General features: G+C 72.7%; 28 protein-coding genes. 13 read left to right on the top strand and 15 right to left on the bottom strand.

All coding sequences use genetic code 11. The features are described from left to right. Positions 1 to 205 precede the first annotated feature (205 nt). Entirely contained in the window at positions 206 to 1,447 is a 1,242-nt protein-coding gene (locus ACIQRW_RS20880) for an NADP-dependent malic enzyme (protein ID WP_403762303.1), read from the bottom strand. Positions 1,448 to 1,972: 525 nt separating this feature from the next. On the opposite strand from ACIQRW_RS20880, the gene ACIQRW_RS20875 reads away from it, so the two are divergent. From ACIQRW_RS20875 to ACIQRW_RS20865, 3 genes are read left to right on the top strand one after another with little or no spacing between them, the layout of a single operon-like run. Continuing rightward, positions 1,973 to 2,935, top strand: a complete 963-nt coding sequence (locus tag ACIQRW_RS20875) for an ABC transporter substrate-binding protein (protein WP_403762300.1) — start codon at positions 1,973 to 1,975, stop codon at positions 2,933 to 2,935. A 28-nt stretch (positions 2,936 to 2,963) separates the two neighbouring features. After that, positions 2,964 to 3,932, top strand: a complete 969-nt coding sequence (locus tag ACIQRW_RS20870) for an amino acid ABC transporter permease (protein WP_403762297.1) — start codon at positions 2,964 to 2,966, stop codon at positions 3,930 to 3,932. Next, complete coding sequence (locus ACIQRW_RS20865) at positions 3,929 to 4,693, top strand: amino acid ABC transporter ATP-binding protein (protein ID WP_073739993.1); 765 nt, start codon at positions 3,929 to 3,931, stop codon at positions 4,691 to 4,693. Before ACIQRW_RS20870 ends, ACIQRW_RS20865 begins: the two co-directional genes overlap by 4 nt. A gap of 121 nt (positions 4,694 to 4,814) precedes the next feature. On the opposite strand, the gene ACIQRW_RS20860 is transcribed toward ACIQRW_RS20865, so the two are convergent. From ACIQRW_RS20860 to ACIQRW_RS20850, 3 genes are all read right to left on the bottom strand, one after another. Continuing rightward, a complete protein-coding gene (locus ACIQRW_RS20860; RefSeq protein WP_403762294.1) occupies positions 4,815 to 5,603 on the bottom strand; it encodes a hypothetical protein in 789 nt (262 codons plus the stop codon). Further along, positions 5,600 to 6,088 carry a SigE family RNA polymerase sigma factor gene (locus tag ACIQRW_RS20855; protein ID WP_274343698.1) on the bottom strand — a complete coding sequence of 163 codons (489 nt, stop codon included), beginning with the start codon at positions 6,086 to 6,088 and terminating at the stop codon, positions 5,600 to 5,602. The genes ACIQRW_RS20860 and ACIQRW_RS20855 overlap by 4 nt, the downstream gene beginning before the upstream one ends. A gap of 205 nt (positions 6,089 to 6,293) precedes the next feature. Continuing rightward, positions 6,294 to 7,055 carry a class I SAM-dependent methyltransferase gene (locus tag ACIQRW_RS20850; protein WP_403762290.1) on the bottom strand — a complete coding sequence of 254 codons (762 nt, stop codon included), beginning with the start codon at positions 7,053 to 7,055 and terminating at the stop codon, positions 6,294 to 6,296. An 88-nt stretch (positions 7,056 to 7,143) separates the two neighbouring features. Here ACIQRW_RS20850 and ACIQRW_RS20845 point away from each other — a divergent pair, with 88 nt between their 5' ends. Continuing rightward, complete coding sequence (locus tag ACIQRW_RS20845) at positions 7,144 to 7,764, top strand: ABATE domain-containing protein (RefSeq protein WP_228924129.1); 621 nt, start codon at positions 7,144 to 7,146, stop codon at positions 7,762 to 7,764. Here the strand turns inward: ACIQRW_RS20845 and sodX are convergent. After that, complete coding sequence (gene sodX, locus ACIQRW_RS20840; protein ID WP_403762287.1) at positions 7,677 to 8,105, bottom strand: nickel-type superoxide dismutase maturation protease; 429 nt, start codon at positions 8,103 to 8,105, stop codon at positions 7,677 to 7,679. The genes ACIQRW_RS20845 and sodX overlap by 88 nt on opposite strands. 188 nt (positions 8,106 to 8,293) lie before the next feature. On the opposite strand from sodX, the gene sodN reads away from it, so the two are divergent. The 8 genes from sodN (at position 8,294) to ACIQRW_RS20800 (ending at position 16,507) form a co-directional block, all read left to right on the top strand. Continuing rightward, a complete protein-coding gene (gene sodN, locus ACIQRW_RS20835; protein WP_003966342.1) occupies positions 8,294 to 8,689 on the top strand; it encodes a superoxide dismutase, Ni in 396 nt (131 codons plus the stop codon). 161 nt (positions 8,690 to 8,850) lie between these two features. Beyond that, positions 8,851 to 9,723 carry an alpha/beta fold hydrolase gene (locus tag ACIQRW_RS20830; RefSeq protein WP_403762284.1) on the top strand — a complete coding sequence of 291 codons (873 nt, stop codon included), beginning with the start codon at positions 8,851 to 8,853 and terminating at the stop codon, positions 9,721 to 9,723. 195 nt (positions 9,724 to 9,918) lie between these two features. Continuing rightward, a complete protein-coding gene (locus ACIQRW_RS20825; protein ID WP_403762281.1) occupies positions 9,919 to 10,887 on the top strand; it encodes an alpha/beta hydrolase in 969 nt (322 codons plus the stop codon). Further along, positions 10,880 to 12,052 (top strand): acyltransferase, encoded by a 1,173-nt coding sequence (locus ACIQRW_RS20820; RefSeq protein ID WP_403762278.1) that lies wholly within the window; start codon positions 10,880 to 10,882, stop codon positions 12,050 to 12,052. The genes ACIQRW_RS20825 and ACIQRW_RS20820 overlap by 8 nt, the downstream gene beginning before the upstream one ends. Positions 12,053 to 12,089: 37 nt before the next feature. Continuing rightward, complete coding sequence (locus tag ACIQRW_RS20815) at positions 12,090 to 13,439, top strand: sensor histidine kinase (protein WP_403762330.1); 1,350 nt, start codon at positions 12,090 to 12,092, stop codon at positions 13,437 to 13,439. Further along, positions 13,436 to 14,110 carry a response regulator gene (locus ACIQRW_RS20810; RefSeq protein ID WP_403762275.1) on the top strand — a complete coding sequence of 225 codons (675 nt, stop codon included), beginning with the start codon at positions 13,436 to 13,438 and terminating at the stop codon, positions 14,108 to 14,110. Before ACIQRW_RS20815 ends, ACIQRW_RS20810 begins: the two co-directional genes overlap by 4 nt. A 43-nt stretch (positions 14,111 to 14,153) precedes the next feature. Then, a complete protein-coding gene (locus ACIQRW_RS20805) occupies positions 14,154 to 15,332 on the top strand; it encodes a DUF1266 domain-containing protein (protein ID WP_403762272.1) in 1,179 nt (392 codons plus the stop codon). Then, positions 15,329 to 16,507 (top strand): DUF1266 domain-containing protein, encoded by a 1,179-nt coding sequence (locus ACIQRW_RS20800; RefSeq protein WP_403762269.1) that lies wholly within the window; start codon positions 15,329 to 15,331, stop codon positions 16,505 to 16,507. Before ACIQRW_RS20805 ends, ACIQRW_RS20800 begins: the two co-directional genes overlap by 4 nt. A gap of 77 nt (positions 16,508 to 16,584) precedes the next feature. Here ACIQRW_RS20800 and ACIQRW_RS20795 read toward each other — a convergent pair whose 3' ends face one another. From ACIQRW_RS20795 to ACIQRW_RS20775, 5 genes are all read right to left on the bottom strand, one after another. Then, positions 16,585 to 17,466, bottom strand: coding sequence for an SDR family oxidoreductase (locus ACIQRW_RS20795; protein WP_403762266.1), 882 nt, complete (start codon positions 17,464 to 17,466; stop codon positions 16,585 to 16,587). Next, positions 17,463 to 17,816 carry a DUF952 domain-containing protein gene (locus ACIQRW_RS20790; protein ID WP_403762263.1) on the bottom strand — a complete coding sequence of 118 codons (354 nt, stop codon included), beginning with the start codon at positions 17,814 to 17,816 and terminating at the stop codon, positions 17,463 to 17,465. The genes ACIQRW_RS20795 and ACIQRW_RS20790 overlap by 4 nt, the downstream gene beginning before the upstream one ends. 33 nt (positions 17,817 to 17,849) lie before the next feature. Next, on the bottom strand, positions 17,850 to 19,391 hold the full coding sequence (locus tag ACIQRW_RS20785; RefSeq protein ID WP_403762260.1) for a choice-of-anchor A family protein: 1,542 nt from the start codon (positions 19,389 to 19,391) through the stop codon (positions 17,850 to 17,852). 115 nt (positions 19,392 to 19,506) lie between these two features. After that, positions 19,507 to 20,505, bottom strand: coding sequence for an NAD-dependent epimerase/dehydratase family protein (locus ACIQRW_RS20780; protein WP_403762257.1), 999 nt, complete (start codon positions 20,503 to 20,505; stop codon positions 19,507 to 19,509). A gap of 129 nt (positions 20,506 to 20,634) precedes the next feature. Next, positions 20,635 to 21,588 (bottom strand): LysR substrate-binding domain-containing protein, encoded by a 954-nt coding sequence (locus ACIQRW_RS20775; RefSeq protein ID WP_403762254.1) that lies wholly within the window; start codon positions 21,586 to 21,588, stop codon positions 20,635 to 20,637. Between the two features lie 316 nt (positions 21,589 to 21,904). Here ACIQRW_RS20775 and snpA point away from each other — a divergent pair, with 316 nt between their 5' ends. Continuing rightward, the gene (gene snpA / locus ACIQRW_RS20770) at positions 21,905 to 22,558 is read left to right on the top strand and encodes a snapalysin (RefSeq protein WP_403762251.1); all 654 of its coding nucleotides are present in this window, start codon (positions 21,905 to 21,907) and stop codon (positions 22,556 to 22,558) included. Positions 22,559 to 22,791: 233 nt separating this feature from the next. Here snpA and ACIQRW_RS20765 read toward each other — a convergent pair whose 3' ends face one another. From ACIQRW_RS20765 to ACIQRW_RS20745, 5 genes are all read right to left on the bottom strand, one after another. Beyond that, positions 22,792 to 23,148, bottom strand: coding sequence for a GntR family transcriptional regulator (locus tag ACIQRW_RS20765; RefSeq protein WP_403762248.1), 357 nt, complete (start codon positions 23,146 to 23,148; stop codon positions 22,792 to 22,794). Positions 23,149 to 23,150: 2 nt separating this feature from the next. Next, positions 23,151 to 24,119: a DUF1648 domain-containing protein gene (locus ACIQRW_RS20760; RefSeq protein ID WP_403762245.1), complete on the bottom strand. Its 969-nt coding sequence runs from the start codon at positions 24,117 to 24,119 to the stop codon at positions 23,151 to 23,153. A 242-nt stretch (positions 24,120 to 24,361) separates the two neighbouring features. Next, positions 24,362 to 25,030 carry a DUF6304 family protein gene (locus ACIQRW_RS20755; protein ID WP_403762242.1) on the bottom strand — a complete coding sequence of 223 codons (669 nt, stop codon included), beginning with the start codon at positions 25,028 to 25,030 and terminating at the stop codon, positions 24,362 to 24,364. 52 nt (positions 25,031 to 25,082) lie between these two features. Next, complete coding sequence (locus ACIQRW_RS20750) at positions 25,083 to 25,679, bottom strand: GNAT family N-acetyltransferase (RefSeq protein ID WP_403762239.1); 597 nt, start codon at positions 25,677 to 25,679, stop codon at positions 25,083 to 25,085. A gap of 90 nt (positions 25,680 to 25,769) precedes the next feature. After that, a complete protein-coding gene (locus ACIQRW_RS20745) occupies positions 25,770 to 26,813 on the bottom strand; it encodes a family 2 encapsulin nanocompartment cargo protein polyprenyl transferase (RefSeq protein ID WP_403762236.1) in 1,044 nt (347 codons plus the stop codon). Between the last annotated feature and the right edge of the window lie 24 nt (positions 26,814 to 26,837).

Below are 26,837 nucleotides of genomic sequence, written 5' to 3'. Positions count from 1 at the left end.
GCGCCCCCCCCCCCCCCCGCCGGCCCCCCCCCCCGGGCGGGGGGGGGGGGGGGGGGGGGGGGGGGGGGCCCCCCCCCCCCCCGGGCCTGCCCCGGACCCCGCTCCTCAATCGCCGGAGAGGCTTGACGGTGCGGGCGAGGCTTCATGGAAAGCGGGCGGGGCCCGTACAGGTACAGGCCCCGCCCACCCACAACAGCTCAACGCATCAGCGCCGAGCCACACCCTCCGCACGGGCCGCCGCGGCCACCGCCGCGGTGACCGCCGGGGCGACCCGCTCGTCGAACGGCGACGGGATCACGTAGTCCGCCGCCAGCTCGTCGCCGACCACGTCGGCCAACGCGTTCGCCGCGGCGATCTTCATGCCCTCGGTGATCCGGGAGGCCCGGACCTGGAGCGCGCCGGCGAAGATGCCCGGGAACGCCAGCACGTTGTTGATCTGGTTCGGGAAGTCCGACCGCCCGGTCGCCACGACCGCCGCGTACTTGTGCGCGACGTCCGGGTGGACCTCCGGGTTCGGGTTGGCCATCGCGAAGACGTACGCGCCGGGGGCCATCGAGGCCACCGCCGCCTCCGGGACCGTACCGCCGGAGACGCCGATGAAGACGTCCGCACCGGCGAGCGCCTGCTCCAGCGAACCGGAGAGGCCGGCCCGGTTCGTCAGCTCGGCCAGCTCGCGCTTGACCTCGGTGAGGTCGTCGCGGTCGCGGCTGACGATGCCCTTGCGGTCGGCCACCGCGATGTCGCCGATCCCCGCCTCCAGCAGGAACTTGGCGATGGCCACGCCCGCCGCGCCCGCGCCGGAGATGACACCGCGCAGATCGCCGAGCGTCCGCCCGGAGAGCTTCGCGGCGTTACGCAGGGCGGCGAGGGTGACGACGGCCGTGCCGTGCTGGTCGTCGTGGAAGACCGGGATGTCCAGCCGCTCCTGGAGCTTGCGCTCGATCTCGAAGCACCTGGGCGCCGAGATGTCCTCCAGGTTCACCCCGCCGAACGAGGGGGCGAGCCGGACGACGGTCTCGACGATCTCGTCGGCGTCGGTGGTCGCGAGCGCGATCGGCACCGCGTCGACGCCGCCGAACTGCTTGAAGAGGATGGCCTTGCCCTCCATGACGGGGAGGGACGCCTCGGGCCCGATGTCGCCGAGGCCGAGCACGGCGGTGCCGTCCGTCACGACGGCCACGACCTGGGACTTCCAGGTGTAGTCGTGGACGAGCTCGGGGTTGTCGGCGATGGCGCTGCACACTTTCGCCACACCGGGCGTGTACGCCAGGGAGAGGTCGTCCTTGTCCCGGATCGGGACGGTGGCCTGCACGGCCATCTTCCCGCCCCGGTGGAGGGCGAAGGCCGGATCGAAGGGCTCGTCGGCCCCGGTGTCCGCTGCGCTCGTGCGCTGGATGCCACTGTCGATGGTGCTGTCGCTGCGAGGATTGACGATCTCCGCTGCCATGGTGTTGACCCCTTAAGTATTCATCGTTTGAGGGTGGCCACTCCTGGTTGAGGAGGGGTGGGCGGGCACCGCGTACGCGCCCCGCACCGAGCGGTTGGCCCGCTCCGGCAGGGAGGTGGTACGTACGCGCGGGCGCGCCGCACACGCGCCCTGAGCCCCGGATGAGGGGTGTAAACGTCTTTTTTACCGGACGAACGATGTTACGGACGAGTCCATATCGACGCGGTGACGTGACTCATAGTCGAATATCTGGACAAGTCGGCAAACCGGTATAAATGCCGTCCACCAGTCGAGACGTGCCGAAGATTCTCCGGCAGAGGGAATGAATCCCCACAGATGGTCCGGTCCTCGGGCACCGGCCGTTGATGTTCGGGGGTCGCCCGTTATCCGATTTTGACATGGCCGGACCCCTGAATGGGTCAATCCGAATGGCAGGATGCCGTCATCACACAAGGTGGCGACACTCGAAGGTGCGTGCCAAGCCGCCCACCAGCACATCACCCTCACCTGCCGGAGGATCCCGACATGACCGCAAGCACCACGCGTCGTACGACCGCGAAGTCCCGGATTGCGGCGATCGGCGCCATCGCGGTCGCCGGCTCCCTGCTGCTTACCGCCTGTGGCGACCAGACAGACAGCTCCTCCCAGGAGGGAGGCAGCGGCAAGGAGACCAAGAGCGGCGCGCCGCTCTTCTCGAAGCTGCCGGAGAAGTACCAGAAGTCCGGTGTGATCAAGGTCGGCACGAATGCCGAATACGCCCCGATGGAGTCCGTCGAGAACGGAAAAATCGTGGGTGTCGACCCTGATCTGGCCGAGGCCCTCGGCAAGCAGCTCGGGGTGAAGTTCGAGTTCACCTCCGGTTCCTTCGACGGCCTGATCACCGCCCTGAACAGCGGGCGTCACGACATCGCGATGTCGTCGATCACGGACAACAAGCAGCGCCAGGAGGGCCTGGACGAATCGGGCAAGAAGCTGGGTGAGGGCGTCGACTTCGTCGACTACTTCCTCGCCGGCACCGCCGTGTACACGAAGAAGGGCAACCCGCAGAACATCAAGTCCATCGAGGACCTCTGCGGGAAGGCCGCGGCCGTGCAGCGCGGCACCACGTACGAGAAGGCCCTCAAGACGCAGTCGAAGGCCTGTACGGACGGTGGCAAGAAGGCCGTCAAGATCGAGTCGTTCGAGAACGACACCGAGGCGCAGACCCGCGTCAAGTCCGGCGGTGCGGTCGCCGGAGTCAACGACTACCCGGTCGCGGTCGACCTGGCCCGCAAGGCCGACGGCGGCAAGGCGTTCGAGGTCGTGGGCGAGCAGGTCGACGCCGGCCCGTTTGGCATCGCCGTCAAGAAGGACAACACCGGGCTGCGCGACGCCCTGAAGGAGGCCGTCGACGCGATCATCGCCGACGGTTCCTACCAGAAGGTGCTCGACAAGTGGGGCGCCGGTACGGGAGCGATCGACAAGGCCGCCATCAACGGCGGCAAGTGACCGGACGCTTCACTGAAGGGCAGTCACCATGACTGACAAGTTCGACAAGACACCCGCCGGTTCACCGGCCGGCCCGGTGTCCGTCTCCAAGGGCGCCACCCCGGCCCCGGAGAACATCAAGGCCATTCCGGTCCGCCATGTCGGCCGCTGGATCAGCGGCGTCGTGGTCATCGGCCTCCTCGTCGCCCTCGGGTACGCCTTCTCGCAGGGCAACATCCAGTGGCACGCCGTGGGCGACAAGCTGTTCGACAGCAGCGTCGTCGCCGGTGCGGGCCGCACCCTGCTGATCAGCGTCCTCGCGATGGTGCTCGGCGTGATCCTCGGCGTCGTGCTGGCCGTGATGCGGCTGTCGAAGAACCCGGTCACCAGCTGGGTGGCCTGGCTGTACATCTGGTTCTTCCGGGGCACCCCGGTCTACGTACAGCTGCTGCTCTGGTTCAACCTGGCGCTGATCTTCCCGGTCCTGAACATCCCGTTCATCTACAAGGACGAGATGACGGACGTCATGACCCCGTTCATGTGCGCCCTGCTGGGGCTCGCGCTGAACGAGGCCGCCTACATGGCGGAGATCTGCCGGGCCGGCATCCAGTCGGTCGACGAAGGCCAGACCGAGGCCTCGCACGCGCTGGGCATGACCCAGGGCAAGACCATGCGCCGTGTGGTCCTCCCGCAGGCGCTGCGCGTGATCATCCCGCCGACCGGCAACGAGTTCATCAACATGCTGAAGACCTCCTCGCTGGTGTACGCGGTCACGTACAACGAACTGCTCCGCTCGACCTCGCAGATCGGCTCCACGTCGTACGCGGTGATGGAGATGCTGTTCGTCGCGTCCATCTGGTACATCGTGATGACCAGCGTGTTCAGCGTCGGCCAGTACTACCTGGAGCGCCGCTACGCCCGCGGCTCGCTGCGCTCGCTGCCGCTCACGCCGCTGCAGCGCGTCAAGGTCAACCTCGCCGCGTTCAGCAACCGGCCCTCCGGAGGTGTCTCCGCATGACCACCCCCATGGTGAAGGCCGAGGGCGTCCACAAGTCCTTCGGCGCCGCCCACATCCTCAAGGGCATCGACCTGGAGGTCGCCCCGCGTGAGGTGTTCTGCCTGATCGGCCCGTCCGGCTCCGGCAAGTCGACCTTCCTGCGGTGCATCAACCACCTGGAGAAGATCAACGCCGGCCGGCTCTCGGTCGACGGCGAGCTGGTCGGCTACCGGCAGAAGGGCGACAAGCTCTACGAGCTGAAGGACAGCGAGGTCGCCCTCCAGCGGCGCGACATCGGCATGGTCTTCCAGCGCTTCAACCTGTTCCCGCACATGACGGCCATCGAGAACGTCATGGAGGCCCCGGTCCAGGTCAAGGGCGAGTCCAAGGCCGTGGCCCGGGCCCGCGCCGAGAAGCTGCTGGACCGGGTGGGCCTCTCCGACAAGGCGGGGAACTACCCCACCCAGCTGTCCGGCGGGCAGCAGCAGCGCGTGGCCATCGCCCGCGCGCTGGCGATGGAGCCGAAGCTGATGCTCTTCGACGAGCCGACCTCCGCGCTCGACCCGGAGCTGGTCGGCGACGTCCTGGACGTCATGCGCGGCCTGGCCGAGGACGGTATGACGATGATCGTCGTCACCCACGAGATGGGCTTCGCCCGCGAGGTGGGAGACGCGCTGGTCTTCATGGACGACGGCGTGGTGGTCGAGTCGGGCCACCCGCGTGACGTGCTGACCAACCCGCAGCACGACCGGACGAAGTCGTTCCTGTCGAAGGTGCTGTAGGCCTGTAGGCCTGTAGGGGCGGGGCCCCGGCGCACACGGGAGGGCGGTACGGACCACCACGGTCCGCACCGCCCTCCCGCGCGTCCGGCCGCGCCCGGTGCGCTCCCCCGCGCCCGCGCCCTCAGCCCGTCGGCAGAACCTCCGGGCCGGAAAGCAACTCCTTCAGCTGCTGCCGGGAGAGCGGAGGCTCCGACAGCAGCGGCCCCAGGGTGCCGGTGCCCTCGAAGCCGGTGCTGGAGCGTACGAGGAACTGCGAACCGTCCTCCTGCCTGAGCCGGCCGACCAGTTCGGGCCCCCAGCCGACGCTGTCGTCACCCTCGACGTCCATCGTGTCGCGCCACGTCGTCAGGACCCGGCCGTCGGGGAGCACCTCCCGCTCACAGTCGGTAGGGGCCGGCTCCTGGCCCACCCGGACGCAGAGGTCCTCGTCCGGATCGGCCGGGCGGCCCGTCTTCTTCTCCACCGCCTCCCGGTCCTCCAGGGTGAGCACCAGATAGCCGACGCCGCCGTCCTTGCGGAACGCGTAGTGCCCGTCCAGCGGCCCCAGGTAGGTGGTTCGTGCCTGTTCGGGTGTCGCGTTCTTGATGAGCACGGCGAGGGAGACCTCCTTGATCTCCCCCACGTCCGGCGGCAGCAGCGCGGCCAGCCGTTCGGCCCTGTCGGGTGCGGGGTCCGACGGCGGGGCGGACGGCCCGGCCGACGCCACCGAGGCGTGCGCGGGGTCCTCGTCGCCGCTCGTCCGGGGCAGGGTGAACGCCCCGGCGGCGACCACCGCGAGGACGGCGGCCGAGGCGGCGGCCCGGCGGCGCCTGCGGATCCGGGCGGCCTTCGCGTACACGGTCGCGGCGGAGAACGCGGGCTTCCCCGCTCCCTCGGCGGCGCGGTCGAGCAGTTCACGGACGTCGTTCATACCAATTCCTCCGCCATCCCGGCGCGCAGCGCCGCCAGGCCCCGAGCCGTGTGGCTCTTGACCGTGTTCGTCCGCATCCCGAGCGCCTCGGCCGTGGCCTCCACGCTCAGGTCCTCCCAGTAACGGAGCACCAGCACCGCCCGCTGTCTGGCCGTGAGCCGGGCGAGCGCCTCCCTGACGACCAGGCCGGTGTCCGTGTCGGCCGTGTTCCCCGGGCGGTCGGGCAGTTCGCCGTACGCCCGCTCCCGCCGCCAGAACCGCCGCCGGCTCGCGATGAACGTGTTGACCAGCGTCTTACGGGCGTACGCCTCGATGTTGTCGAGCCGTCCGTGGCGCCGGCCGCCGAGGACGACCTTGACCAGGGCGCTCTGGACGAGGTCCTCGGCCTCGTGCCGGTCGCCGCAGAGCAGATAGGCGCTGCGGAACAGTGCGGTGCGTCGGCCCTCCACGAAGTCGTGCAGCGCCGCGTCGTCATCGGCCCGCATACGGGCCCCTCTCCGGAATCCGCAATTCCCCGCCCCTTCTCTCCCCGCTCCCCGGCCCGCGGAGGCGGACCGTCTCACCCTTCCAGTGCGCCGGGGCCCGGCGGAGGTTGCGGACAGCGACGAAGAAGACGAAAAGGGGGCGGTACGGGCCCGAAGCCCGTACCGCCCCTCTCACCGCCGTGCGGCTGCCGTCGTTCGCGGGCGGCTACTTCACGGCGAGGACCAGCGTGTCCGAGGGGGACGCCCAGACCGCGCGGGCCTCGCCGAAGCCGGAGGCCAGCAGGGTGCGGGCGTGCCAGTCGGCGGAGGGCATGTCGCCGTCCGCGTGCTCACCGTAGATCGCGAACCGCTCGGCGGTGGGCGCGGCCAGGACCGGGTCCTTCGCGGCGACGGCCCACCACTCGGCCCAGTCCAGAGCGCCGCCTGCCTTGGCGCGGTCCATCGCGGCGTGCCGGTGGGCGCGTTCGGCGGCGTTGATGCGGGGGGTGGCCGTGTCGATCGTGCGGTCGGCGTTCATGAACACACCGCCGTCCCGGACGAGCCCGCCGAGCTGCCCGTACAGCGTGGCGAGCGGATCGCTGTGCAGCCAGTGCAGGGCGGTGGCGGTGAGGACGGCGTCGTACAAGGTGTGGGGCAGCCCGGCCGTCCAGTCGGGGTCCTTGAGATCGGCGGTGACGAAGGCGACCCGGTCGTCGCCGTCGAAGGTGCCGCGGGCGATGGCCAGGAGCGCGGGGTCGAGATCGACTCCGGTGCTCGTGGCGTTCGGGAACCGCTTGAGGAGCCGGTCCGTAATACTTCCCGTACCACACGCGAGGTCGAGCACCCGCGGTTCCGGTCCGACGACCGCCTCGACCATGTCCAGCATCACCCGGAACCGCTCCTCGCGGTCGGGCATGTACCACTCCTGCTGCCGGTCCCAGCTCTCCTGCCAGGACTGCCAGTCGGTGCCCGTAGCCGTCTCCGTCACGCCAACCTCCACGTAATGCCCGTTTACGTCAATCGACCATTACACTGGCCGACGCCCCGACTCTAGACCGACACCGTAAGGACTACAAGTGGAACTGGCCTATTACTCGGACTACGCCGTGCGCCTGGTCAACACCGAGGAGCCGGCCCGCAACAAGGACACCCTCACCTCCGTCGAGGCGGTCCGGGAGCTGTTCGGAGCCAATCAGCAGGCGGCGCGGCGGACGACGGACGCGGACGTGACCCGGTTCCGTTCCGTACGGGCGCGGCTGCGGGCGGTCTTCGACGCGGCGGACGGCGACGACGAGACGCTCGCGGTGGACCTGCTGAACTCGCTGCTGCTGGAGTTCCCGGTGAGCCCGCAGATCTCGGGGCACGACGTACGCGACCAGGACGGCAGGCCGGACTGGCACATGCATCTGGCCGACCACCCGTCGAACGCGACCGCCGGCTACGCGGCCATCGCGGCGATGGGCCTGGCCTTCCACCTCACCGAGCACGGCGTGGACCGCCTCGGCCTGTGCGAGGCGGCGCCGTGCCGCAACGCCTACCTGGACACCTCCACCAACCGCTCCCGGCGTTACTGCTCGGACCGCTGCGCGACCCGCGCGAACGTGGCCGCCTACCGGGCCCGCAAGCGCGAGGAGGCCGAGCGCACCGGCCGCAGCGCGGAGACCGCCCAGCCCAGCACCGCCGTCACCGACCGCTGACCCTTCGCCAGGGGCCGGTAGCGGGCCCGCACCCGGGCGAGCACCAGTTCCTCCGGCACGGTCCCGTAGTCGGTGCTGTCCCCGCCCGCGAAGGTGTTGTCGCCCCGCACCCACCAGCCGCCGGCCCGTCGCTCGGTGACCCGTTTGACCACCAGCAGGTCCTGCTGGAAGGGGTGCCGCAGGATCACCACGTCACCGGGGCTCACGGGCGCCCCGTACTGCACGAGCAGCAGGTCGCCGTGGTAGAGCGTGGGCACCATCGAGGGGCCCGTCACCTCCACCACCCGCAACGGACGCCGCGTCACCCGCCCGCCTCCGGACACCTGTCGCCGCTCCGGCATCTCCGGCACCTCCCGGTTTCTCCTCGTGCACATCGTCAGCACATCGCCCGAGCGTCACTCCGTACGTTCGGCCGACGGCCCGATTCTCACACCGGACTTTTGACCTAAGCCCCTGGGGCAGCCACGGAAAGCGGCGCTCCACGGAGTAATGTCCCACCTGAGAAGACGATCACGAGGAGGACAGCTCCATGCTTTCCCGCCTGTTTGCCCCCAAGGTGAAGGTCAGCGCCCACTGCGACCTGCCCTGCGGCGTGTACGACCCGGCCCAGGCCCGCATCGAGGCCGAGTCGGTCAAGGCCGTCCAGGAGAAGTACCAGGCCAACGAGGACGCGGACTTCCGCACCCGCGCCGTCCTGATCAAGGAGCAGCGCGCCGAGCTCGCGAAGCACCACGTCTCGGTGCTCTGGAGCGACTACTTCAAGCCCCCGCACTTCGAGAAGTACCCGGAGCTGCACCAGCTGATCAACGACACCCTGAAGGCGCTCTCCGCGGCCAAGGGCTCGAACGACCCGAAGACGGGTCAGAAGGCTCTGGACCTGATCGCCGAGGTCGACCGGATCTTCTGGGAGACCAAGAAGGCCTGATCTCCGGATCAACGCTTCGGCGGCCCCGGCCCGCGCGTCATCGCGTGCGGGCCGGGGCCGTTCTCGTACCCACTGGTCCCGCGTCCGGTGATGCGTTAACCTCAAAGCGAGACGGACCGTCTCGTCTTATGTGTCGGCTCACCAGAACAGCGAGGTCCACCATGGAACGCTTCGTCGAAGTCGCCCCCGGCGTACGCCTTTGGGCGGAGGAACACGGCGCTCCCGACGCCCCCGCCCTGCTGCTGGTCATGGGCGCGCAGGCGTCCGGGCTCGGCTGGCCCGACGAGTTGGTGGAGTTGCTCGCCGCCCGGCATCGCGTGATCCGTTACGACCACCGGGACACCGGCCGGTCCACCTGGGCCTTCGACGAGCGGCCCTATCCGCTCACCGCGCTGGCCGAGGACGCCGTGGCCGTGCTCGACGCGTTCGGTGTGGAGCGCGCGCACATCGTGGGGATGTCGCTGGGCGGCATGCTCGCCCAGTTGCTGATCGCCGACCACCCCGAGCGGCTGCTGACCGCCACGGTGTTCGGGACGCGAGCGCTCAGCTCCGTCCCCTACACCGCCCCGGACGGCACCCGCGTCCCGCCCGAGCAGCTTCCCGGCGTCGCGCCCGCCCTGCTGGAGCTGTGGGCCCGGCCCGTGCAGGACCGTGGGCCCGAGGCCGAATTGGAGCGGCGCGTGGAGCACTGGCGGGCGCTCGGCGGCGGCGTGATCCCCTTCGACGCCGACCGCACCCGGGCCCTGGAGCGCCGGATCATCGAGCACACCGGACATCACCGCGCCGGTTCCGCGCACGCCCGCGCCGACTACTCCGGGATGGACCGCACCGAGCAGCTCGCCATGACCCAGGTGCCCGCCCTGGTCATCTCGGCCCTCGCCGAACCCGTCTTCCCGCCCCCGCACCCCGAACACCTCGCCCAGGCGATCCGCGGCGCGCGGCTCGTCGAGATCCCGGGCATGGGCCACGCGCTCCCCCGCGAGGTGCACGCCCCGCTCGCCGCCGCGATCCTGGAGCACACCGGCCGCGGCTGACGCCGGGACGCACCGGGCACGGCCGACGCCGTGCCACACCGGCCGGCACCGGCCCGCCCCCGTCTGCGTCCCCCGCGTCATACCTGAGAGCCACCCCGCAGGTGCCCCCTCCAGCGGGACGCCGACTACCGGCCGCCGTCCATAACTTCTGTACCGGAAGCACGCGATGCCCCTGGTACGGAAGGACCTCACCCCATGCCCGACCGCCCGCGCAGACCCCGCCGGCTCCGCGCCCTGCTCGCCGCTCTCGTCACCTTCGCGGTGGCTGTGCCGGTGTCCGGAGCGGCCCGGCCCGCCGCCGTGCCCGCCCCCGCGCCGACCGCTCTCGGGCCGCTGCGGGACGCGGGGCCGGCGGCGCTCGCCCGGCGGTTCGCGGTGAGCCGGGAGGACATCCGGGCGGCCGAACGGGCGGCGGAGGAGCACGGGGACCTCCGGCGGGCGGCGTCGCTGCGGGGGATGGCCGAGCCCGGGCGGCAGTTCCTCGCCTTCGACGGGCGGGACGGCGGCCGGAGCACCGAGGTCGTCGGGGAGCTGTCCGCGGCCCGGCGGATCGCGGTGCTGGTGCCCGGTGCCGGCGTCGGGCTGGACGCGTACTGGCGGCTGCGGCGTGATGCCCGGGCGCTGCACCGGGAGTTGGGAGAGGGCGCGGCCGTCGTCGTCTGGCTCGGCTACCGCTCGCCCGCTACCGTCAGCCCGGCCGCGCTGACCACCGGTCGCGCCGACGAGGCCGCGCCGGGGCTGCGCGCGCTGGTGGACGGGCTGCGCGTGATGCTCCCCGGCACCCGGATCAGCCTGCTCTGCCACTCCTACGGTTCGGTGATCTGCGCCCGGTCCGCGCCGGGGACGGCGGCCGATGCCCTCGTCCTCTACGGCAGCCCCGGGGTCGGAGCTCGGGACGCCGCCTCGCTGCGCACCGGGGCCCGGGTCTGGGCGGGCCGGAGCGGCGGGGACTGGATAGCCCGGGTGCCCCACGTCCGGGTGCGGGTGCCGTTCGTCGCGACGGTCGGCTTCGGGACCGATCCGGTGGCGGACCGCTTCGGGGCCGAGGTGTTCGACGCCGGCGACGGCGGCCACAGCGACTATCTGCTGCCCGGTTCGCGCTCCTTGACGAACCTGGCCCGGATCGCGGCGGGCGCCGAAGCTCTGGGGGCCTCCCGTGCCTAGTCTCGTCGCCCGGATCGAGGCCGCCACCCCGCCCGGCCGGGACCGGGCCGTCGACGCCCTGCGGGCCCTGGCGATCCTCGGCGTGGTGGGCGGGCACTGGCTGGTGACCGCGCTGGTCACCGACAGCGGCACGGTGCGCGGGGCGAGCCCGCTGACGTATCTGCCTCAGCTCACCCCGGTCTCCTGGGTGTTCCAGACCCTCGCGGTGTTCTTCCTGGTGGGCGGGCAGGTGGCGGCGGGGAGTTGGGCATCGGCCCGGCAGCGCGGCGTGCCGTACGGGCGGTGGGTGCGCGGCCGGCTGGGGCGCCTGTTCCGGCCGGTGGCGGCGGTGCTCGTGGTGTGGGCGCTCGCGGCGGCCGGGATGCTGGTGGCCGGGGTGGGTGATGCGACGGTCCGTGCGCTGGTCAAGCTGGTCTGGTCCCCGCTGTGGTTCCTGCTGGTCTTCGCCGCGCTGACCGCGCTGACTCCGCTGGTGGCGCGGCTGCACCCACTGTGGCCGCTCGTGGTGGTGCTGCACGTCGACCTCGTACGCCTGGGCCTCGGCGGTCCTCGCGAGCTGGGGTGGATCAACGTGGTCGCGGGCTGGCTGGTGCCCTACTGCCTGGGGGCGCTGGTGGCCCGGGGCGGGGTGCGCGGCCGGGCGGGCCGCTGGGCGCTGCTGCTCGGCGGGGCCGCGGCGGCCCTCGCGCTCGTGCTGTGGGCCGGGTATCCGGCCTCCATGGTCGGCGTTCCGGGCAGCCGGATGTCCAATCTGGATCCGCCGAGCCTGGCCGCCGTGATGTTCGGCCTGGCGCAGTGCGGGGCGGCGCTCCTGCTGGTCGGGCCCCTGCGCCGGGTGCTGCGGAGGCCTGCGGTCTGGGCGGTGGTGGCGGTGGTGAACCTGTCGGCGATGACCGTCTTCCTGTGGCACCAGACCGCGATGATCATCGTCACGGCGAGTGGGTCGCTGATCGCGGACGACCCGCTGCCTGGGCTGCACACCGTGCCCGACGGCGCCGGCTGGGTGCTGGCCCGGTTGCTCTGGCTGCCGGTGTTCGCCCTGGCCCTGCTGGTGTGCTGGGCCGCGTTCCGGGGCTACGAACAGGGCGGGCGGCGCCCCGGCGGGGTCTCCCTCGTCGTACGGGAGTCCTCCCCCGAGCGGAAGGGACACGCACGTCGTGCCTAGTCTGAGCAGGAGTGGAACCGAGGGGGCGGTGGGGGCAGTGGGGGCGGTGACGTCGTCGAGGGCGGTGCGGCTGCGGGCGGCGGTGCGCCGTGTGCCGCGCGCCCTGTACGAGGAGTTGTGGGCCGCGCCCGCCGACCGGGTGCCGCGCATGGGCGAGCCCGGCGCCCCAGTGTGGCGGCCGTCGTTGCTGGTGCTGCTGGTCATCACCTCGGTCGGCATCATGGTGGTCCGTACCAACGAACTCGTCCCTCACGGAGGCGCGGTCTACCTGTTCGCGGTGCTGTCCGCCTGCGCACAGTCGGCGGCGCTCGTGGCCGGAATGATCCGTCCCGTGGGGGCGTGGTGGACGGCGACCGCGCTGTCGGTCGTGACGGAGCTGGCCACCGCGGCCACCGCGCCCACGGAGGGCTCGCGCCTGTGGATCCCCGGCGTCTTTCCCATGCCGGAGCTGCTGTACCCCCCGCCCTTCGCGGGGTTGGCCCTGCAGGGCGGTGCCCTGTTCCTGCTGGCAGTGCGGGTCCGGCCTCGGCGCGCAGTCGCCGCGCTGGCGATCGCGATGGGGGTGATGCTGCTCCTGACCCGGTACACGCCTCTGCTGCCGCACATCAACCCCTACGTGTCCGCTTCCGTGCTCGTCGTGGCACTGGCCCTCGGCGTCGCGCTACGCAGTGTGCGCCTCGCCCGTAAGGACCTCGTCGTGCAGGTGGAGCTGACCACCGAGGAGCGGGCCCGGCGCACCCTGCTGGAGGAGCGCAACCGGATCGCCCGCGAGCTGCACGACGTCGTCGCCCACCACATGTCGGTGATCTCCATCCAGGCGCAGGTCGCCCCGCATCTGGTCGAGCACCCCACCAAGGAGCTGCGGGAGAATCTGACCGGCATCCGCGAGAACGCCCTCGAAGCCCTCGCCGAGCTGCGCAGGGTGCTCGGCGTCCTGCGCTCGGAGGACGCGCCGGCGCAGAGCACGCGGCACGCCCCGCAGCCGGGCCTCGATGGGATCGACGGGCTCCTCGCCACCGTGCGCTCCGCCGGTCTCGCCGCCTCCCTCTCCACCACCGGCGCCCCGCGCCCCCTCTCGCCGGGCGTCGAGCTGTCGGCGTACCGCATCGTGCAGGAGGCGCTGAGCAACGTGATGCGTCACGCGCCCGGTGCGAGAGCCGACGTGGTGATCGGCCACCGGCCCGCCGGGCTGACCGTCCGGGTCGTCAACTCGCCGCCGGACCGCCCGGCCGCCCACTCCCCCGGGATACGCCACGGCCTGCTCGGGATGCGCGAACGCGCGGCGATGCTCGGCGGTGAGCTGGCCGCCGGCCCCACGCCCGACGGCGGCTGGGAAGTCACCGCGATCCTGCCCACCAGCACCGAGACGACCGAGGACGCCCCATGACACCGCCCATCCGCGCCGTGATCGCCGACGACCAGATGATGGTCCGCCAGGGCTTCACGGTCCTGCTGAACGCCGAGCCGGACATCGAAGTCGTCGGGCAGGCCGTCAACGGGCTCGACGCGGTCGCCAAGGTCGCCGAACTCGCCCCGGACGTCGTCCTGATGGACATCCGGATGCCGGAGCTGGGCGGTATCGAGGCGACCCGGCGGATCACCTCCCCCGAGGGCTCCACGGTGAAGGTGCTCGTGCTGACCACCTTCGATCTCGACGAGTACGTCTACGAGGCGCTGCGCGCGGGCGCTTCGGGCTTCCTGCTGAAGGACGCGTCGGCCGACGAACTGGCCCACGCGGTACGGGTGGTGGCGGTGGGCGACGCACTGCTCTCCCCGAACATCACCAAGCGGCTCATCGTGGAGTTCTCCCGGACGGCCGGGGCCCCGCGCCCACCGCTCAAGGCACGGGTCGGCGAGCTGACGGAGCGCGAGACGGAAGTGCTGACGCTGATCGCGGGGGGCCTGTCGAACGCGGAGATCTCCCGGCAGCTCATCGTGGCGGAGCAGACGGTGAAGACCCATGTGGGCCGGATCCTGGTCAAGTTGGGCGTCCGCGACCGGACCCAGGCGGCGGTGTTCGCGTACGAGTCGGGGCTGGTGCGCCCGGCCGGGCTCTGACCTCCCGCGCCCGGCGCGGACCCCGTTTCGTAGGATCGGCTCCGTGACGACGGGGAGCGGGGCAGGAACAGCGGGCGGCACAGTGGTGGCGCCCACCGGGATCGAGCGCGCGCTGTCCGCGGCCGTCGCGGGCGGCAGCGCCGACGCGGTCGTGGAGCTGCTCGCGCGGACCCGGCTGTACGTGCTCGTCGCCCGGCTGCACGCGGACATCCCCGGCTGGACGGCCCCCCTGCCCGCGATCCGCGACGAGGCCTCCGGGCGGACCTGCGTCCCGGTCCTGACCCAGGGCATGCTGCCGCCCTGGCACCCGGAGTGGGTGTTCCGCGAGGTGAGCCTCGGCGAGCTGGCCCGGATCTGGCCGTACGACGTGCGCCGGCTCGCGGTGAACCACGGCACCCCGTACGCGGCGATGGTCGACGCCCGGCCCAAGCGGCTGAAGGCCTGGTCGAGGGCGGACGAGCGATCCGGCGGGGCCGAGCGGGGCGTCCTGCTCACCGATGACGGCGGGCCACTGCACGGGCCGCTCGCCCACGGGCTGGCGCTCGGCGCCCATCTGGCCGTCACCAACGGCCTCATCTGGAACCGGCTCGGCGCCGCCTACGAGGACTACGCGACCGACCGGGCCCGGCTGCGCAGCCCGTGGGGCATCCCGCACCGCGCCGAGTACCGCGACCGCCTCGCCTCCCTGATGAAGAACCAACTGGTCGGTCGCGTCCAGGAAGCCGTCCTGCGGACCCGGCACACCCTGGCGCACCGGCTGGGGCGGACGCCGACGCATGAGGAGTGGTCCGACGCGGTGGACCGCGCCTTCGCCGCGCGCGACGCGGAGGACCGGGCGGTGGCGGACCGGGCGCTGCGTCACATCACTCTGTACGAGGAGAAGTTCCGGGCCGACGGCGCAATCGCCCCGGAGGGCCGCGTCGACACCCTGGCCGCCTTCGACCTCGGCCGGGCGGTCAACGTCGTACGGCTGGCGCTCGGCGCCCGGTACGGCGAACCACAGGAGGCCGAGCAGGACGTGCTGCGGCTCGGCGAACTCGCCCGGGCGGCCTACTCCTCCTGGGCGGACTTCTCCCTGGGCTACCTCATGGCCCGGGTGGTCCACCGGGCCGAGGACGACGGACCGGAGGCGGCGGAGCCCACGTACCGGCAGTCGCTCGCCGAGCATCGCGTCCTCGTCCAGGACCCCACCAGCCCCTATCGGAACATCGCGTGGTCATGAACCCGATCCACCCGCACCATCGCCCGGCTCCCCCGGCCCCCTGGGTCCCGCCGTCCGAGACCGAACAGCTCCTCCACGAGGCGGCGCTGCGCGGCGACGCCCGGGCCCAACTGGCGGCGCTCGCCGGGGCCGAGCTGTACATCCCGGCCCCGCGCGCCGAGGTGGACGCGAGACCGGACACCATCACCTGGCGCGCGCACCACGACCCGGCCGGCTTCGTCTGCCGGCCGGTGCTCACCCGGGGCATGCTGCCGGCCTGGCATCCGGACTGGGTCTTCCACGGCGTCTCGCTGCGCTGGGCCGCCGAGTTCGGCTGGTCCGACCCGCACGTGTTCCTCGGGGTGAACGTGGGGACGCCCGGTCAACTGCTGCTGCCGACGGGCCCGACGGACCTGGCACTGTGGCAGCGCGCGTACGCGGAGAACGACCGTCTCCCGGAGAACCGGCTGCTCGCGCTGCGCCACGGCGCGCTGCGCGGTCCGCTGGCGTACGGGCTGGCCTGCGGGGCGCATATGGCGATCGGGAACGCGGTGCCGTGGAACGAGGTCGGCACGGTCTACCGCGAGTACACCACCGAGCGCGATCTGCTCCGCGAGTCCTGGGGCATCACCGGCCACGCGGAGTGGCGCAAGCAGCTGGACACCCTGCTGGAGGCCCGTAACGGCCCGCCGGAACCGGACTTCGTCCTGCGCACCCGCGACCAACTGGTCTCCGCGCTCGGCGAGTTGCCCTCGGCCGACCTGTGGCGCGAGACCGCGGCCGGCCACGCCCAGGACCTGGGGGCGGCGCCGGGCACGGTGAAGGGCATCGAGGAGCTGGTGCGCCGGATCATGCGCTACGAGGCCCGGTTCCGCGCGGACGGGCTGCTGCCCCCGGACGGCCGGGTCCGCACGACGGTCGCGTACGACTACGGGCGGGCGGTGAACCTGGCGCGCTGGGGGCTGGCGGCGCGCTACTGCGCCCCCGCCGACGCGGAGCAGGCGATCGTCTACGCGGGGGCGCTGAGCAAGTCGGCCCACCGCTCCTGGGAGGAGTTCTCGGCGGGCTACTCGCTGGGGCGGGTGCTGCGGTTCGACGAGGAGGAGTACGGGCCGTTCTACGAGAAGAACGTCCTCGCCCACCGTCTGCTGGCGGAGAGCGAGGGCAGTCCGTGGCGTCACATCCCGTGGCTCTGAGCACGGCGTGACCCGCGGGGGCCGACCGGTCCACGTCGACCAGGCGCCGGCCTCCCGCCGGCCGGCCGCCGGTCAGGTCAGCCGCCCGGCAGCAGATGACGGTAGCTGTCCGGGTTCTCCACCAGGAACTGCGCGAAGCTCTTCGCCGGGTGCCCGGTGAGCGTGGGCACCGCGTCGGAGACGGCGGCCAGCTCCCCCTGGGCGATGGCCTCGTACGAGGTGACCCAGCCGGCCACCTCCCAGTCCTCGGCCCCGTGGCCGGCCCGGGAGGCGTAGGCCTCCTCGCGGGTCTCGGGGACGTAGACGACGGGTCGCCCGGTGGCCCGGCTCAGCTCGTCGGCCGCCTCGGCGAGGGTGAACGCCTCGGGTCCGGTGAGGTCGTAGACCCGGTCGTCGTGGTCCGTGCCCTCGTCCAGCAGCACGGCCGCCGCCGCGTCGGCGATGTCCTCGTGGGCGACGGCCGCCACCCGTCCGTCGCCGCCCGGCCCGCGCAGCACCCCGTCGGTGCCGGTCATCGCGGGCAGCCCGGCCAGATACCAGTTGTCCCGCAGGAAGGTGTGGCGGATCTCGGCCGTACGGATGTGGGCCTCGGTGTCCCAGTGGTCGCGGGCGAAGGTGAACGTGGCGTCGGGCGCGGCCCCCTGGAAGGACACGTACACGATCCGCTCCACGCCCACCGCCACGGCGGCGTCGATCGCCGTGGTGTGCTCACGGACCCGGTAGGGGCTTTCGTGGGCGGAGACCAGGAACAGGGTGTGGGCCCCGTCGAGGGCCCGGCGCATGGCCTCCGCGTCGCCGTAGCGGGCGGCGGGCGCGTGGTCGGCGCCGGGCAGGTCGGGCAGCCGGGCGGGGTCGCGGCCGAGAAGCCGTACGGGCACGCCGGTCCGGGCCAGCCGTCGGGCGACCCGGCCGCCGATCGCTCCGGTCGCTCCGGTCACCGCGATGAGGGGGCCATTCACTGGGGTTCGTCTTCCTCTCGTCGTCCTCCGTCCCAGGGCCGCACCTCCACGACCGCGCCCACCGGGAGCGGTCCGTACAGGTGCGGGAACTCCTCGCCGCCGGGCTTCATCGCCTCGTACCGGACGGGGTCGGCGAGGCGGGCGGGGTCGATGACCAGGACCACGAGGTCCCGGCCGTCGTCCCCGTACAGCATCCGGGCCACACCGGGGAGTTGGTGGGGCAGCGAGAGATGGATGAAGCCCTCCTCCTGGAGAGTGCGGCCGCGGGTGGACATCTCGTACGTCCCTGTCCCGCGGGCCGCCTCCCAGAGGGGTGCTTCGGCGAGGTGCTGCAACAGCGGTTCGGTCATCGAACCACGCTAGCGGGCGGTGCTTGGCACCTGCTAGAAGGTGCGGCGACGAGCCCTGCGCGTGGCCACGAGAACCGTGCCGCCGGCGGCGACCAGCGCGGCCGCGATGGACCCGATGATCCATTCGCCGCCCCGGGAGCCGGTGTCGGGCAGCTCACCCGGGTGGCTCGGCGAGGGCGTGGGGTGCGGCGGGTGGCCGGTGCGGGTGGGGGTGGGAGTCGGCGTCGGGTCCGTGGGACTCGGCGTCGGATCCGTGGGACTCGGCGTCGCATCCGTGGGAGCCGGCGTGGGATCCGTCGGGGTGGGCGTGGGGTTTGTCGGCGTCGGCGTCGGCGTCGGGTCCGTGGGACTCGGCGCCGGATCCGTCGGCGTCGGCGTCGGGCCCGTGGGACTCGGCGTCGGATCCGTCGGCGTCGGCGTCGGGTCCGTGGGACTCGGCGTGGGATCCGTCGGGGTCGGCGTCGGGTCCGTCGGGGTCGGCGTCGGGTCCGTCGGGGTCGGCGTCGGGTCGGGCGCGCAGGTCGGCAGGTCGCCGTCGAAGGGGTACGCGTGGATCTCCTGGCCGCCCGACGCGCCCGCCGAGGTGTGGGTGAGGGAACCCGCCGTGTAGAAACGGCCGTTGGTGCCGCTCATGCTGAGCACGGTGGTGCTCGTCGGCCGGCCCACCAGCACGCTGCCCTCGAACTGGGCCGGACCGCTCATGGACAGGTCGGTGGCGTCCGGGAAGTTCCACAGCAGGTTCTCGCGGAGGCCCTCGTTGGGGAACGAGCCCATGAAGGTGGCGACGCTGCGGGTGGAGCCGTAGACGTTGACGAGGACGGTCGCGCCCTCGGGGATGCCGTTGAAGACGAACCCCGTGTTGCCGCCCGCCTCCGACTCCAGGTCCGCGTCCACGTCGAAGATCTGGATCGCGGACGAGCCGTCACCGGTGAACGTCATGACGTCACCGGTCTTCACCCACGTGCCCGTCGCCTCCCGGTGCTCGTCGCCGTCGTACGCGTAACACTGGCTGGCCTCGGTGAGCTGCGGGCGCAGCGCGGTGTACGGGGCGGCCGCGTCCTCGTCGAAGCGCGGGGCGGTGGTGGGGTTCACCGTGCCCGTGAGGTCACCCGCGTACGCGACGCGGCCGGAGTGCGTGCCCTCCTCGGCGAGCAGGCGCTCGCCGTCGGCGATGGTCACGTCGCCGCCCGCCGTCAGATAGTCGGAGCCGTCCGGCGGCGGCACCCGCGAACCGACGCCCGCGATGCCGACGTTGTAGATCTGCGAGACCCCGTCCCGCTTGTCCATGTCGAACCGGCCGAGGGTGACGACCTTCCCCTCCGCCTCGGCCGCCGCCTCCCGGACCAGGAAGTCCCCGCCGACGTAGACGTTGATATTGCTGTCGAAGTTCTCGACCGGGCCGTTGTTGGGGTCGTTCCAGCTGGGCGGGCAGGAGCTGCCTAGGCAGGGTCCCAGTCCGCCCGGCAGCGGATCGGCGCCCGCGGCCGGGGCCAGCACGCCCACCATCGCCGCGGCCGTGGCCACTGTCACTGCTGCCCGGATTGCGTTGCCGCGCCTGCGCGCCTTCTGTTCCATGCCGCGCAATATGCATGGTTAACACTTAGTCATATTGAATGACACGCCGCCTTTGCCCCTTCGTGTAGGCCTATAGGAGGTTTCTCCGCCACGACACGCAGGCGGAAGCGGTGTGTCAGCGAGCCAGCAGCTTCGCCTCCAGCACGGGGTCGAGGCCGACGGCCGGGCGGTCGGGGCGCCGGGGTGCCACGCCGCCGAGGGCGCGCAGCCAGGCCCAGGTGTCCTCGACGGTCTCCCCCACCGGGCGGCAGCGCAGCCCCGCGGCGTACGCCCTGGTGGGGTCGCCCCGGTGGAGCGTGTCGTACAGCTCGCCCGGCGGAAGCCAGATCGGCAGGTCGCTCCAGGGCTCGACCCCGGCGGCCAGCAGGACCTCCGGATCGGTCCAGCGCAGCTCGGCGTCGGACCCGGTGACGCGTACGCAGGCTTCCAGCAGCTCGCCCGTGGTCGTGTGGCCGGGGCGGCTGACGGTGTTGTACGCGCCGTGCAGCCCGCCCGCCGCCGCGTCCAGGATCCAGTCCGCCAGGTCCCGTGCGTCGATGTACTGGAGCTCGGTCCCGGGCCGGCCGGGGGCGATCACCGGTCCGCCACGGGCGATCCGCGAGAGCCACCAGGGCAGCCGGCCGATGTTCTCCCCGGGGCCGATGATCAGCCCGGCCCTCGCCAACAGGGCCCGGTCCCCGAAGGCGTCGAGGGCGGCCAGCTCACCGCCGCGCTTGGCCCGGTCGTACGGCACGTCCGCGCCGTCGTCGGGCGAGGCGCCCGCCACCAGCGGACCGTCCTCGTCGAGCCCCGGGGCGGCCGGGTGGGCGTACACCGAGCGACTGGAGACGTAACTGAAGTGCCCGGACCGGCCGGACAGCAGACGGGCGGCGTCGCGGACGGCGGCGGGCGCGCCGCTCCAGGTGTCGACGACCAGGTCCCAGTCCTGCCCGCTCTCCGCCAGCGCCGCGAGTCCGCGCTCGCCCGCGGTCCGGTCCCCGGTCAGCGCGCGCACGCCGGGCGGGGGCGCGTGGCGGCCCCGGTGGAACACCGTGACGTCCCAGCCCCGCTCCAGCGCGGCGTCGGTGACGGCCCGTCCGACGAACTCCGTACCGCCCAGCATCAGAAGCCTCATGGGACGACTCTGCCCGCCGGAAGGCGGCGGGGGAACACGAGCACGCTGTCAGCAGAACGGGGAACTCGCCGTCGCGGGGCCGGCGCGCGGGCCGGCGGGCGTCACCGGCGCGAGCGGAACGTCGGCGGATCAGGGCGTGCGGGCCAGCGGGGAGCGGTGGCGCAGCAGCCACTCGTGGTAGCCGCTGGCCCGGCACGCCGCGTCCCGGTAGGCGTCCTCCAACTGCGCGTACACCACCGCGATGTCCGTCCCGGGCCGGGAGACCAGGAGCAGCCGCACCGCGAGCGGGTCCCCCAGCAGCGGGCGGATCACCATGTCGTCGCGCGGGCCCGACGTCGGCTGGCAGGGCGCGACGGCCTCGCCGAGCACGACGAGAGAGGCGGCGGTGAGGTAGTCGCCGTGCAGGACCGGCGGATTGAGCCCGGCGGCGCCGAGCACCCGGCGTACCCCGTCCCACTCGCCGTCCACCGTCGGATCGACCATCCACGGGTCGCCCGCCAGGTCCCCGAGCTCCACCACGCGGCGGCGGGCGGCGGGGTGGTCCCGGGAGAGCGAGATGAACTGCGGCTCCCGCTCCACGAGTACGCGCTGCTCCAGGCCCTCCGGCACGGCGAGCGGGGAGCCCTCCACCTCGTGCACGAAGGCGACGTCCAGGCGACCCCCCTCGACCGAGCGCAGGAGTGCGTGGGCGGAGACATCGACCCGCAGCGAGATGTCGGTGCCGGGCAGGGCGACCCGCAGCCGGCGCAGCCAGCCGCCGATGACCCGGCTCGCGGTGGAGCCGATGCGCAGCCGGGATCCGCGCGGCCGGGCGGACTCGGCCTCCGCCAGCGCCTCGGCGACCAGGTCGTTCATGCCGTTCACGAGGGGCCGGGCCCGGCTCAGGACGGCCCGCCCCAGGGAGGTCGGCCGGCAGCCGGTCCGTTCGCGGCGGAACAGTTCGGCGCCGAGCACGTTCTCGATCCGCCGGAGCTGGGTGGTCAGGGAGGGCTGGCTCACACCGAGGCGACGGGCCGCCTGATGCAGGCTGCCCGCGTCGGCGATGGCGCAGAGCGCCCTGAGGTGCCTCACCTCCAGCTCCATGCAGCGGAGACTATGACCGCCGCACGCCGTGCACCAGACGTCGCAACCCCACCAAACAGCGGCAATTCAGGGAGTGTTGGGCCCTGAGACATGTGACGATGCCGTGCCCGTGACGTGAGCATGGCATGCCCATGGGTGGCTGACGTGCGGAAAGAGAGGGCCCGGGCGGCGATAGGGCGGCGCTATCACCGTTCGGCATCATCCCCCGCGACTGTGCGCTGCACCACACTCTTCCCCGTACCGCCCCACGCCTTGTCCGCCCCAGCGGACACCCCCACGGCGCGGGTTCGATCGGACAGGTAGGAGAAATCCCCCCATGAGACACCTCAGGACCGCTGTCGCCACCGCCGCCGCCGGGCTCGGCCTCGTCGCCGCGCTGGGCACCGCACCCGTGGTCGCCGCCGCTCCGGCCCCTGCCGCCCCCTCCTCCACCACCATCGCCGCGTACAACGGCTCGGGCGAGAACGCCGCCGCGAACCGCGCCTTCCTCGACGCCGTCATGAAGTCCGTCGCCGAGAAGCGCGCCGCCAACCCGGGCATCAAGGCCGTCACGGTCACCTACGACGCGTCGGGCGCGCCGTCGTTCCGCGGCGAGATAGCCAACAGCACGCAGATCTGGAACAGCTCGGTATCCAACGTCCAGCTGCAGGAGGGCTCCGGCGCCGACTTCACCTACCGCGAGGGCAACGACCCCCGGGGCTCCTACGCGAGCACCGACGGGCACGGTCGCGGGTACATCTTCCTGGACTACGCCCAGAACCAGCAGTACGACTCGACCCGGGTCACCACGCACGAGACCGGGCACGTGCTCGGCCTGCCGGACAACTACTCCGGCCCGTGCAGCGAGTTGATGTCCGGCGGCGGCCCCGGCCCGTCCTGCACCAACGCCAACCCGGACGCCAACGAGCGGGCCCGGGTGAACCAGCTGTGGCAGAACGGCCTGGCCGCGCTCGCCCGCTCCGCCTCCTGACACCGGGACGCACCGGCAGTCCGGCGGAGGACGGCCGGTCCTGTGTCCCGGGACCGGCCGGCACCCCCCACACGACAGAGGACCGTTCCGCCCGCGGAACGGTCCTCTGCGCGGTCCACGCCCGTGCCGGTCGGGCCGGTCGGGCCGGTTCGGGCCGTGCGTGCCGGTCGGGCCGTGCGTGCCCGTGCGTGTCCGTGCGTGTCCGTGCGTGTCCGTGCGTGTCCGTGCGCCGGTCAGGCGGCGAACTCGCCGCGGACGAGGGTCAGCAGTTCGTCCTCGGTCATGCCGAGGTCCCGGGCGTCCGCGACGGCTTCGCGGACGCGCTCCAGCAGCCGGGCCCGCTGTGGCGAGGCGCCCTCGGTGATCGCCGCGCCCCGGCCGCGGCGGAGCTCGATGAGCCCTTCCTCGCGCAGCCGTTGGTAGCCGCGCAGCACCGTGTGGACGTTCACGCCGAGGGATTCGGCGAGCACCCGGGCGGCGGGCAGCCGCTCGCCCGGGGCCACCGCGCCCTCGGCGACCGCACGCCGGACCGAGGCGGCGATCTGGTCGCCGAGCGGGACGGTGGAGGTCGGATCAACCCGGAAGAGCATGGTCAGCGCCCCGTCCGCTGCCGGTCGAGCAGTGTGTTGAGCAGGGCCGCGCCGGTGGCCGAGTCGTCGACGGTGACGGCGAACTCGCGGCCGCTCGTCAGGCTGACGACGATGGCCTCACCCGAGCGGGTGATGACGCCGCTGCGCTCGGGGCGGATGCGATAGCCCCAACCGCCGTACTCCGCGAGCGCGTTGACGCGGCGACTGCCCGCCCCCTCCATCCGCTCCAGCGGCACCCGCACCCGGGGCCGGGGCAGCAGGCCGGAGACGGTGAGGCCCCGCCGGTCCACGGTGACGTGGGGGCGGCAGAAGGTGACCGCCACCAGGCCGAGGAGAAGGAGCGGGCCCGCGATGAACCAGCTCTGCTCCAGGCCGACGGTGACACCGGCCGCCAGGAACACCAGCACGGCGACCGGCACCCACCACGCCCCGATCCCGCGCGCCCAGCCGGCCACCTCGCCGTCGGCGAGCGCGATGCGCTCCCGGCTCGCCGGATCCCGGTCGCGGGGGTCATCGGGTGCGGGGACGAGCCGGGAGGCCAGCAGGCCGAGGGCTCCGGCGAGGACGGCCACCCCGAGGGCCACGACGATATGCCGGAGCGGGAAGCCGTCCGCCGGCCCGCCCTCGGGGGCGTCCACGTTGACGAACAGGACGGCGGTCAACAGGTACCCGAGGAACCCGGCGACGGCGAAGCCCCCGCCGATGAACCACCGGTGGGCACGGCCGTAGAGCTTGCCGTTGACCGCGATGAAGGCCCACAGCGCGCCGAGCACGAGCAGCGATGTGGCGGTGTAGAGGAGATGGGCGGTGACGCCCATGTAGCCGTCGGCGGAGCCGCCGGCGTCGAAGTGGACGGACAGCCGGGCGGGCAGCCGGTCCTTGACGGTGATGTGGACGACGAGGTCGACGAGGAGAGCGAGCACAAAGGGCAGGGCCGCGAGCGTTGCGCGGCCAAGGTTCTTGCTTGTCATGGAAAACCTCCGTTGTTCGCATGCTAGTAGAACAATGAGGCGAGGGCAACGGCGTGGGTGACGCGCGTCCGCCCCGTACCGGGATGGGTACGGGGCGGAGGCGGTACGGGGCGGAGGCGGGCGATTTCCGGTGGCGGCGGGCGGTCCCGGGCCGGCCAGGTCGGGTCGGGCCGCCTGGTCGCGTCGGGGCCGCCTGGTCGGGCCGGTCAGGCCGGTCCGTCAGACCGGGTCAGGCCGGCCGGTCAGGCGAGTTCCAGCGGGAAGGCTCCCCGGTGGCCGGTGCCCGCGCCGTCGGCCGGGCGCACCTCGAACTCTCGGCAGCTCCAGACCTCCTGGACGAACCCGGACCGCTGGTCCCACAGCTCCAGCACGTCGTCCTCGCCCGCCGAGCCCCGATAGGCGTCCTTGGCCCCCCGGAAACAGGCGAGCCCGCCGGAGAGGCCGCGGCCGGGGGCCGGGAAGTAGTCGGAGAAGGCGCAGGCGATACAGGTCTGGATCCGGACGCCGTCCGGGAGGATGCGCTGGACAGCGGTCAGGGCGGCGTTGAAGTCGCGCTCGGCGCGGGCCGATTCGTACACCGCGCCGTCCAGGTGGAGGGCGAGATGGAGGTCCGGGTCGACCCGGCGCAGGGAGAGCAGGCAGCTGAGCGTGGCGTGGCGGAGCGTGCCCGCGACGAGGACGGGCAGCGGCAGATCCCACTCCAGTACGCAGTCGGTGAGCGCGCCGTCCGCGAGGGCGAACATCCCGCTCTCCGGCGGCATGCCGGCGACCGGCCCCAGGTCGTCGAAGCTCTCGCCCTCGAAGTCGACCCCTCTGATCCGGATCCGGAGCTGCCGCCCGTCCGTGGTGAGAACGACGGCGTCGGAACCCTTGTTGTCCCGGTACCAGCCGGCCCACGACTCATCTGTCATGAGCAGGGACTGTAGCCCCTGCCCCGGGCGGCTTCCTTACCACCCTCCGGGTTCAACCCGCTTCGGGTTCCCGCCACATGGGGTACATCGGCGGGCCGTCCGGCAGGTCGACGGCACGGCCGAGGAAGCGGAATCCGAGCCGCTCGTAGAGCGCCCGGCTCCGGGCGCTGCTCGCCTCCAGATAGGCCGGCAGCCCTTCCCGGTCGCAGCGCTCCAGCTCCACGCCGATCAGCTCCGCGCCGATGCCCTCTCCCTGACGGTCGGGGGAGACGCCGATCATCAGCAGATAGGCGTGCGCGCGGTCGTGCGGGTGAACGGCCCCGGTGAGCCTGCCCACCAGTTCGCACCGCTCGTTGTCGGGGTCGGCGGTCCGCCGCATCAGGGCGGGCGTGGGGTCCTCCTCCTCGGGGGCCCCGGCGGGCACCGGCAGCCAGAGCGCCACCGCGGCGCCGTCCTCGGCGATGTCGATACGGCCTTCGGCGAGGGCGACGTCGACGAAGACGCCGAGGAATCTGCCGTGCACCGCGCGCCGGTGCGCCTCGTCGGGGAACACCCAGCTGCTGACCGGGTCGTGGTGGAACGCCTCCTCCATGACCGAGACGACCAGCTCCCGGTCGCGCTGCTCCGCCTGCTGAATCCGTATACCCATGACCGGCTGCCGCCCCTTCCCTACCGCTTTCGCTCAACCCACCTCCGGAATACTAGAGTTGACGGGGCGGCGCAGGTCGCACGAGGTGGGTCAGCTGGTCCTGCGGGTGACGAATTCGGCCAGTGCCAGCAGGTCCCCGGCGGCGCTCGGGTCGGGGACCGCCCGGGAGAGGTGGTGGACCGCGCGGGCCATCCGGTCGGCGGCGCAGACCTGGGCCCAGTCCCGGCCGCCGGCCCGGTCCACCGCGTCGGCCGCCCGGCTCACCTCGCCGGAGGTGGTCATGGGCCCCCGGTAGAGCGTGGCGAGCTCGGCGGCGGCCGGGGTGCCCGAGGTGAGGGCGGCGACCACGGGCAGGGACTTCTTGTGGGCGGACAGGTCGGCCCCGACGGGCTTGCCGGTGCGGTCCGGGTCGCCCCAGATGCCGATCAGGTCGTCGATGAGCTGGAACGAGAGGCCCACCTCCCGTCCGAACCCGTCCATCGCGCGGACCGCCCGGTCCTCCGCCCCGGCGTAGAGGGCTCCGAGCGCACAGGCGCAGCCGAGCAGCGCGCCGGTCTTGGCGGTGGCCATGGCGAGGCATTCGTCGAGCGTGACCTCGTCGGGGCCGCGCTCCTCGAACGCGCAGTCCGCCTGCTGGCCCGCGCACAGCTCGATGACGCAGGAGGAGAGGCGGGCGGCGGCACGGGCGGCGGCCGGGTGCGGATCCTCGGCCAGCAGCCGCTGGGCCAGGGCGAGCATGGCGTCGCCGGTGACGATGGCGTCCGGGATCCCGAAGACCGCCCAGGCGGTGGGCCGGTGCCTGCGGGTGGTGTCCTCGTCGATGACGTCGTCGTGGAGCAGGGTGAAGTTGTGGGCGAGCTCCACGGCGACGGCGGCCCGGACGGCGCGTTCCGGATCGCCGCCCAGCGCGCGGGCGGCGGCCAGCACCAGGGCCGGCCTGATGGCCTTGCCCGCATGGCCGGCGGCAGGGGTTCCGTCGGCGTTCTCCCAGCCGAAGTGGTACATCGCGATGCGGCGTATGCCGCCGGGCAGCGACTCCACGGCCGATCGCAGATGCGGGTCGACGACGGCACGGGTGCGCTCCAGGAGCGCCGCGACCTCGTGCCCTTCCGTCGCTGCGTCCGTACTGGTCATGGTCACGGTCACTCCCTGGGGCGA

This window comes from Streptomyces sp. NPDC091287, from assembly GCF_044768525.1.
Taxonomy (GTDB): domain Bacteria; phylum Actinomycetota; class Actinomycetes; order Streptomycetales; family Streptomycetaceae; genus Streptomyces.
Note: the sequence above shows the minus strand (reverse complement) of the source record. Positions and strands in the feature narration are given on the sequence as shown.

Excerpts from the sequence above, each read along its gene's own strand:
- ACIQRW_RS20870 (WP_403762297.1), top strand. The coding sequence starts at position 2,964 with ATGACTGACAAGTTCGACAAGACACCCGCCGGTTCACCGGCCGGCCCG.
- ACIQRW_RS20745 (WP_403762236.1), bottom strand. The coding sequence starts at position 26,813 with ATGACCAGTACGGACGCAGCGACGGAAGGGCACGAGGTCGCGGCGCTC.
- ACIQRW_RS20875 (WP_403762300.1), top strand. The coding sequence starts at position 1,973 with ATGACCGCAAGCACCACGCGTCGTACGACCGCGAAGTCCCGGATTGCG.
- ACIQRW_RS20755 (WP_403762242.1), bottom strand. The coding sequence starts at position 25,030 with ATGACAGATGAGTCGTGGGCCGGCTGGTACCGGGACAACAAGGGTTCC.
- ACIQRW_RS20760 (WP_403762245.1), bottom strand. The coding sequence starts at position 24,119 with ATGACAAGCAAGAACCTTGGCCGCGCAACGCTCGCGGCCCTGCCCTTT.
- sodN (WP_003966342.1), top strand. The coding sequence starts at position 8,294 with ATGCTTTCCCGCCTGTTTGCCCCCAAGGTGAAGGTCAGCGCCCACTGC.
- ACIQRW_RS20800 (WP_403762269.1), top strand. The coding sequence starts at position 15,329 with ATGAACCCGATCCACCCGCACCATCGCCCGGCTCCCCCGGCCCCCTGG.
- ACIQRW_RS20825 (WP_403762281.1), top strand. The coding sequence starts at position 9,919 with ATGCCCGACCGCCCGCGCAGACCCCGCCGGCTCCGCGCCCTGCTCGCC.
- ACIQRW_RS20775 (WP_403762254.1), bottom strand. The coding sequence starts at position 21,588 with ATGGAGCTGGAGGTGAGGCACCTCAGGGCGCTCTGCGCCATCGCCGAC.
- ACIQRW_RS20860 (WP_403762294.1), bottom strand. The coding sequence starts at position 5,603 with ATGAACGACGTCCGTGAACTGCTCGACCGCGCCGCCGAGGGAGCGGGG.
- ACIQRW_RS20750 (WP_403762239.1), bottom strand. The coding sequence starts at position 25,679 with ATGGGTATACGGATTCAGCAGGCGGAGCAGCGCGACCGGGAGCTGGTC.
- ACIQRW_RS20810 (WP_403762275.1), top strand. The coding sequence starts at position 13,436 with ATGACACCGCCCATCCGCGCCGTGATCGCCGACGACCAGATGATGGTC.
- ACIQRW_RS20830 (WP_403762284.1), top strand. The coding sequence starts at position 8,851 with ATGGAACGCTTCGTCGAAGTCGCCCCCGGCGTACGCCTTTGGGCGGAG.
- ACIQRW_RS20865 (WP_073739993.1), top strand. The coding sequence starts at position 3,929 with ATGACCACCCCCATGGTGAAGGCCGAGGGCGTCCACAAGTCCTTCGGC.
- ACIQRW_RS20790 (WP_403762263.1), bottom strand. The coding sequence starts at position 17,816 with ATGACCGAACCGCTGTTGCAGCACCTCGCCGAAGCACCCCTCTGGGAG.
- ACIQRW_RS20765 (WP_403762248.1), bottom strand. The coding sequence starts at position 23,148 with ATGCTCTTCCGGGTTGATCCGACCTCCACCGTCCCGCTCGGCGACCAG.
- ACIQRW_RS20855 (WP_274343698.1), bottom strand. The coding sequence starts at position 6,088 with ATGCGGGCCGATGACGACGCGGCGCTGCACGACTTCGTGGAGGGCCGA.
- ACIQRW_RS20785 (WP_403762260.1), bottom strand. The coding sequence starts at position 19,391 with ATGGAACAGAAGGCGCGCAGGCGCGGCAACGCAATCCGGGCAGCAGTG.
- sodX (WP_403762287.1), bottom strand. The coding sequence starts at position 8,105 with ATGCCGGAGCGGCGACAGGTGTCCGGAGGCGGGCGGGTGACGCGGCGT.
- ACIQRW_RS20880 (WP_403762303.1), bottom strand. The coding sequence starts at position 1,447 with ATGGCAGCGGAGATCGTCAATCCTCGCAGCGACAGCACCATCGACAGT.
- ACIQRW_RS20780 (WP_403762257.1), bottom strand. The coding sequence starts at position 20,505 with ATGAGGCTTCTGATGCTGGGCGGTACGGAGTTCGTCGGACGGGCCGTC.
- snpA (WP_403762251.1), top strand. The coding sequence starts at position 21,905 with ATGAGACACCTCAGGACCGCTGTCGCCACCGCCGCCGCCGGGCTCGGC.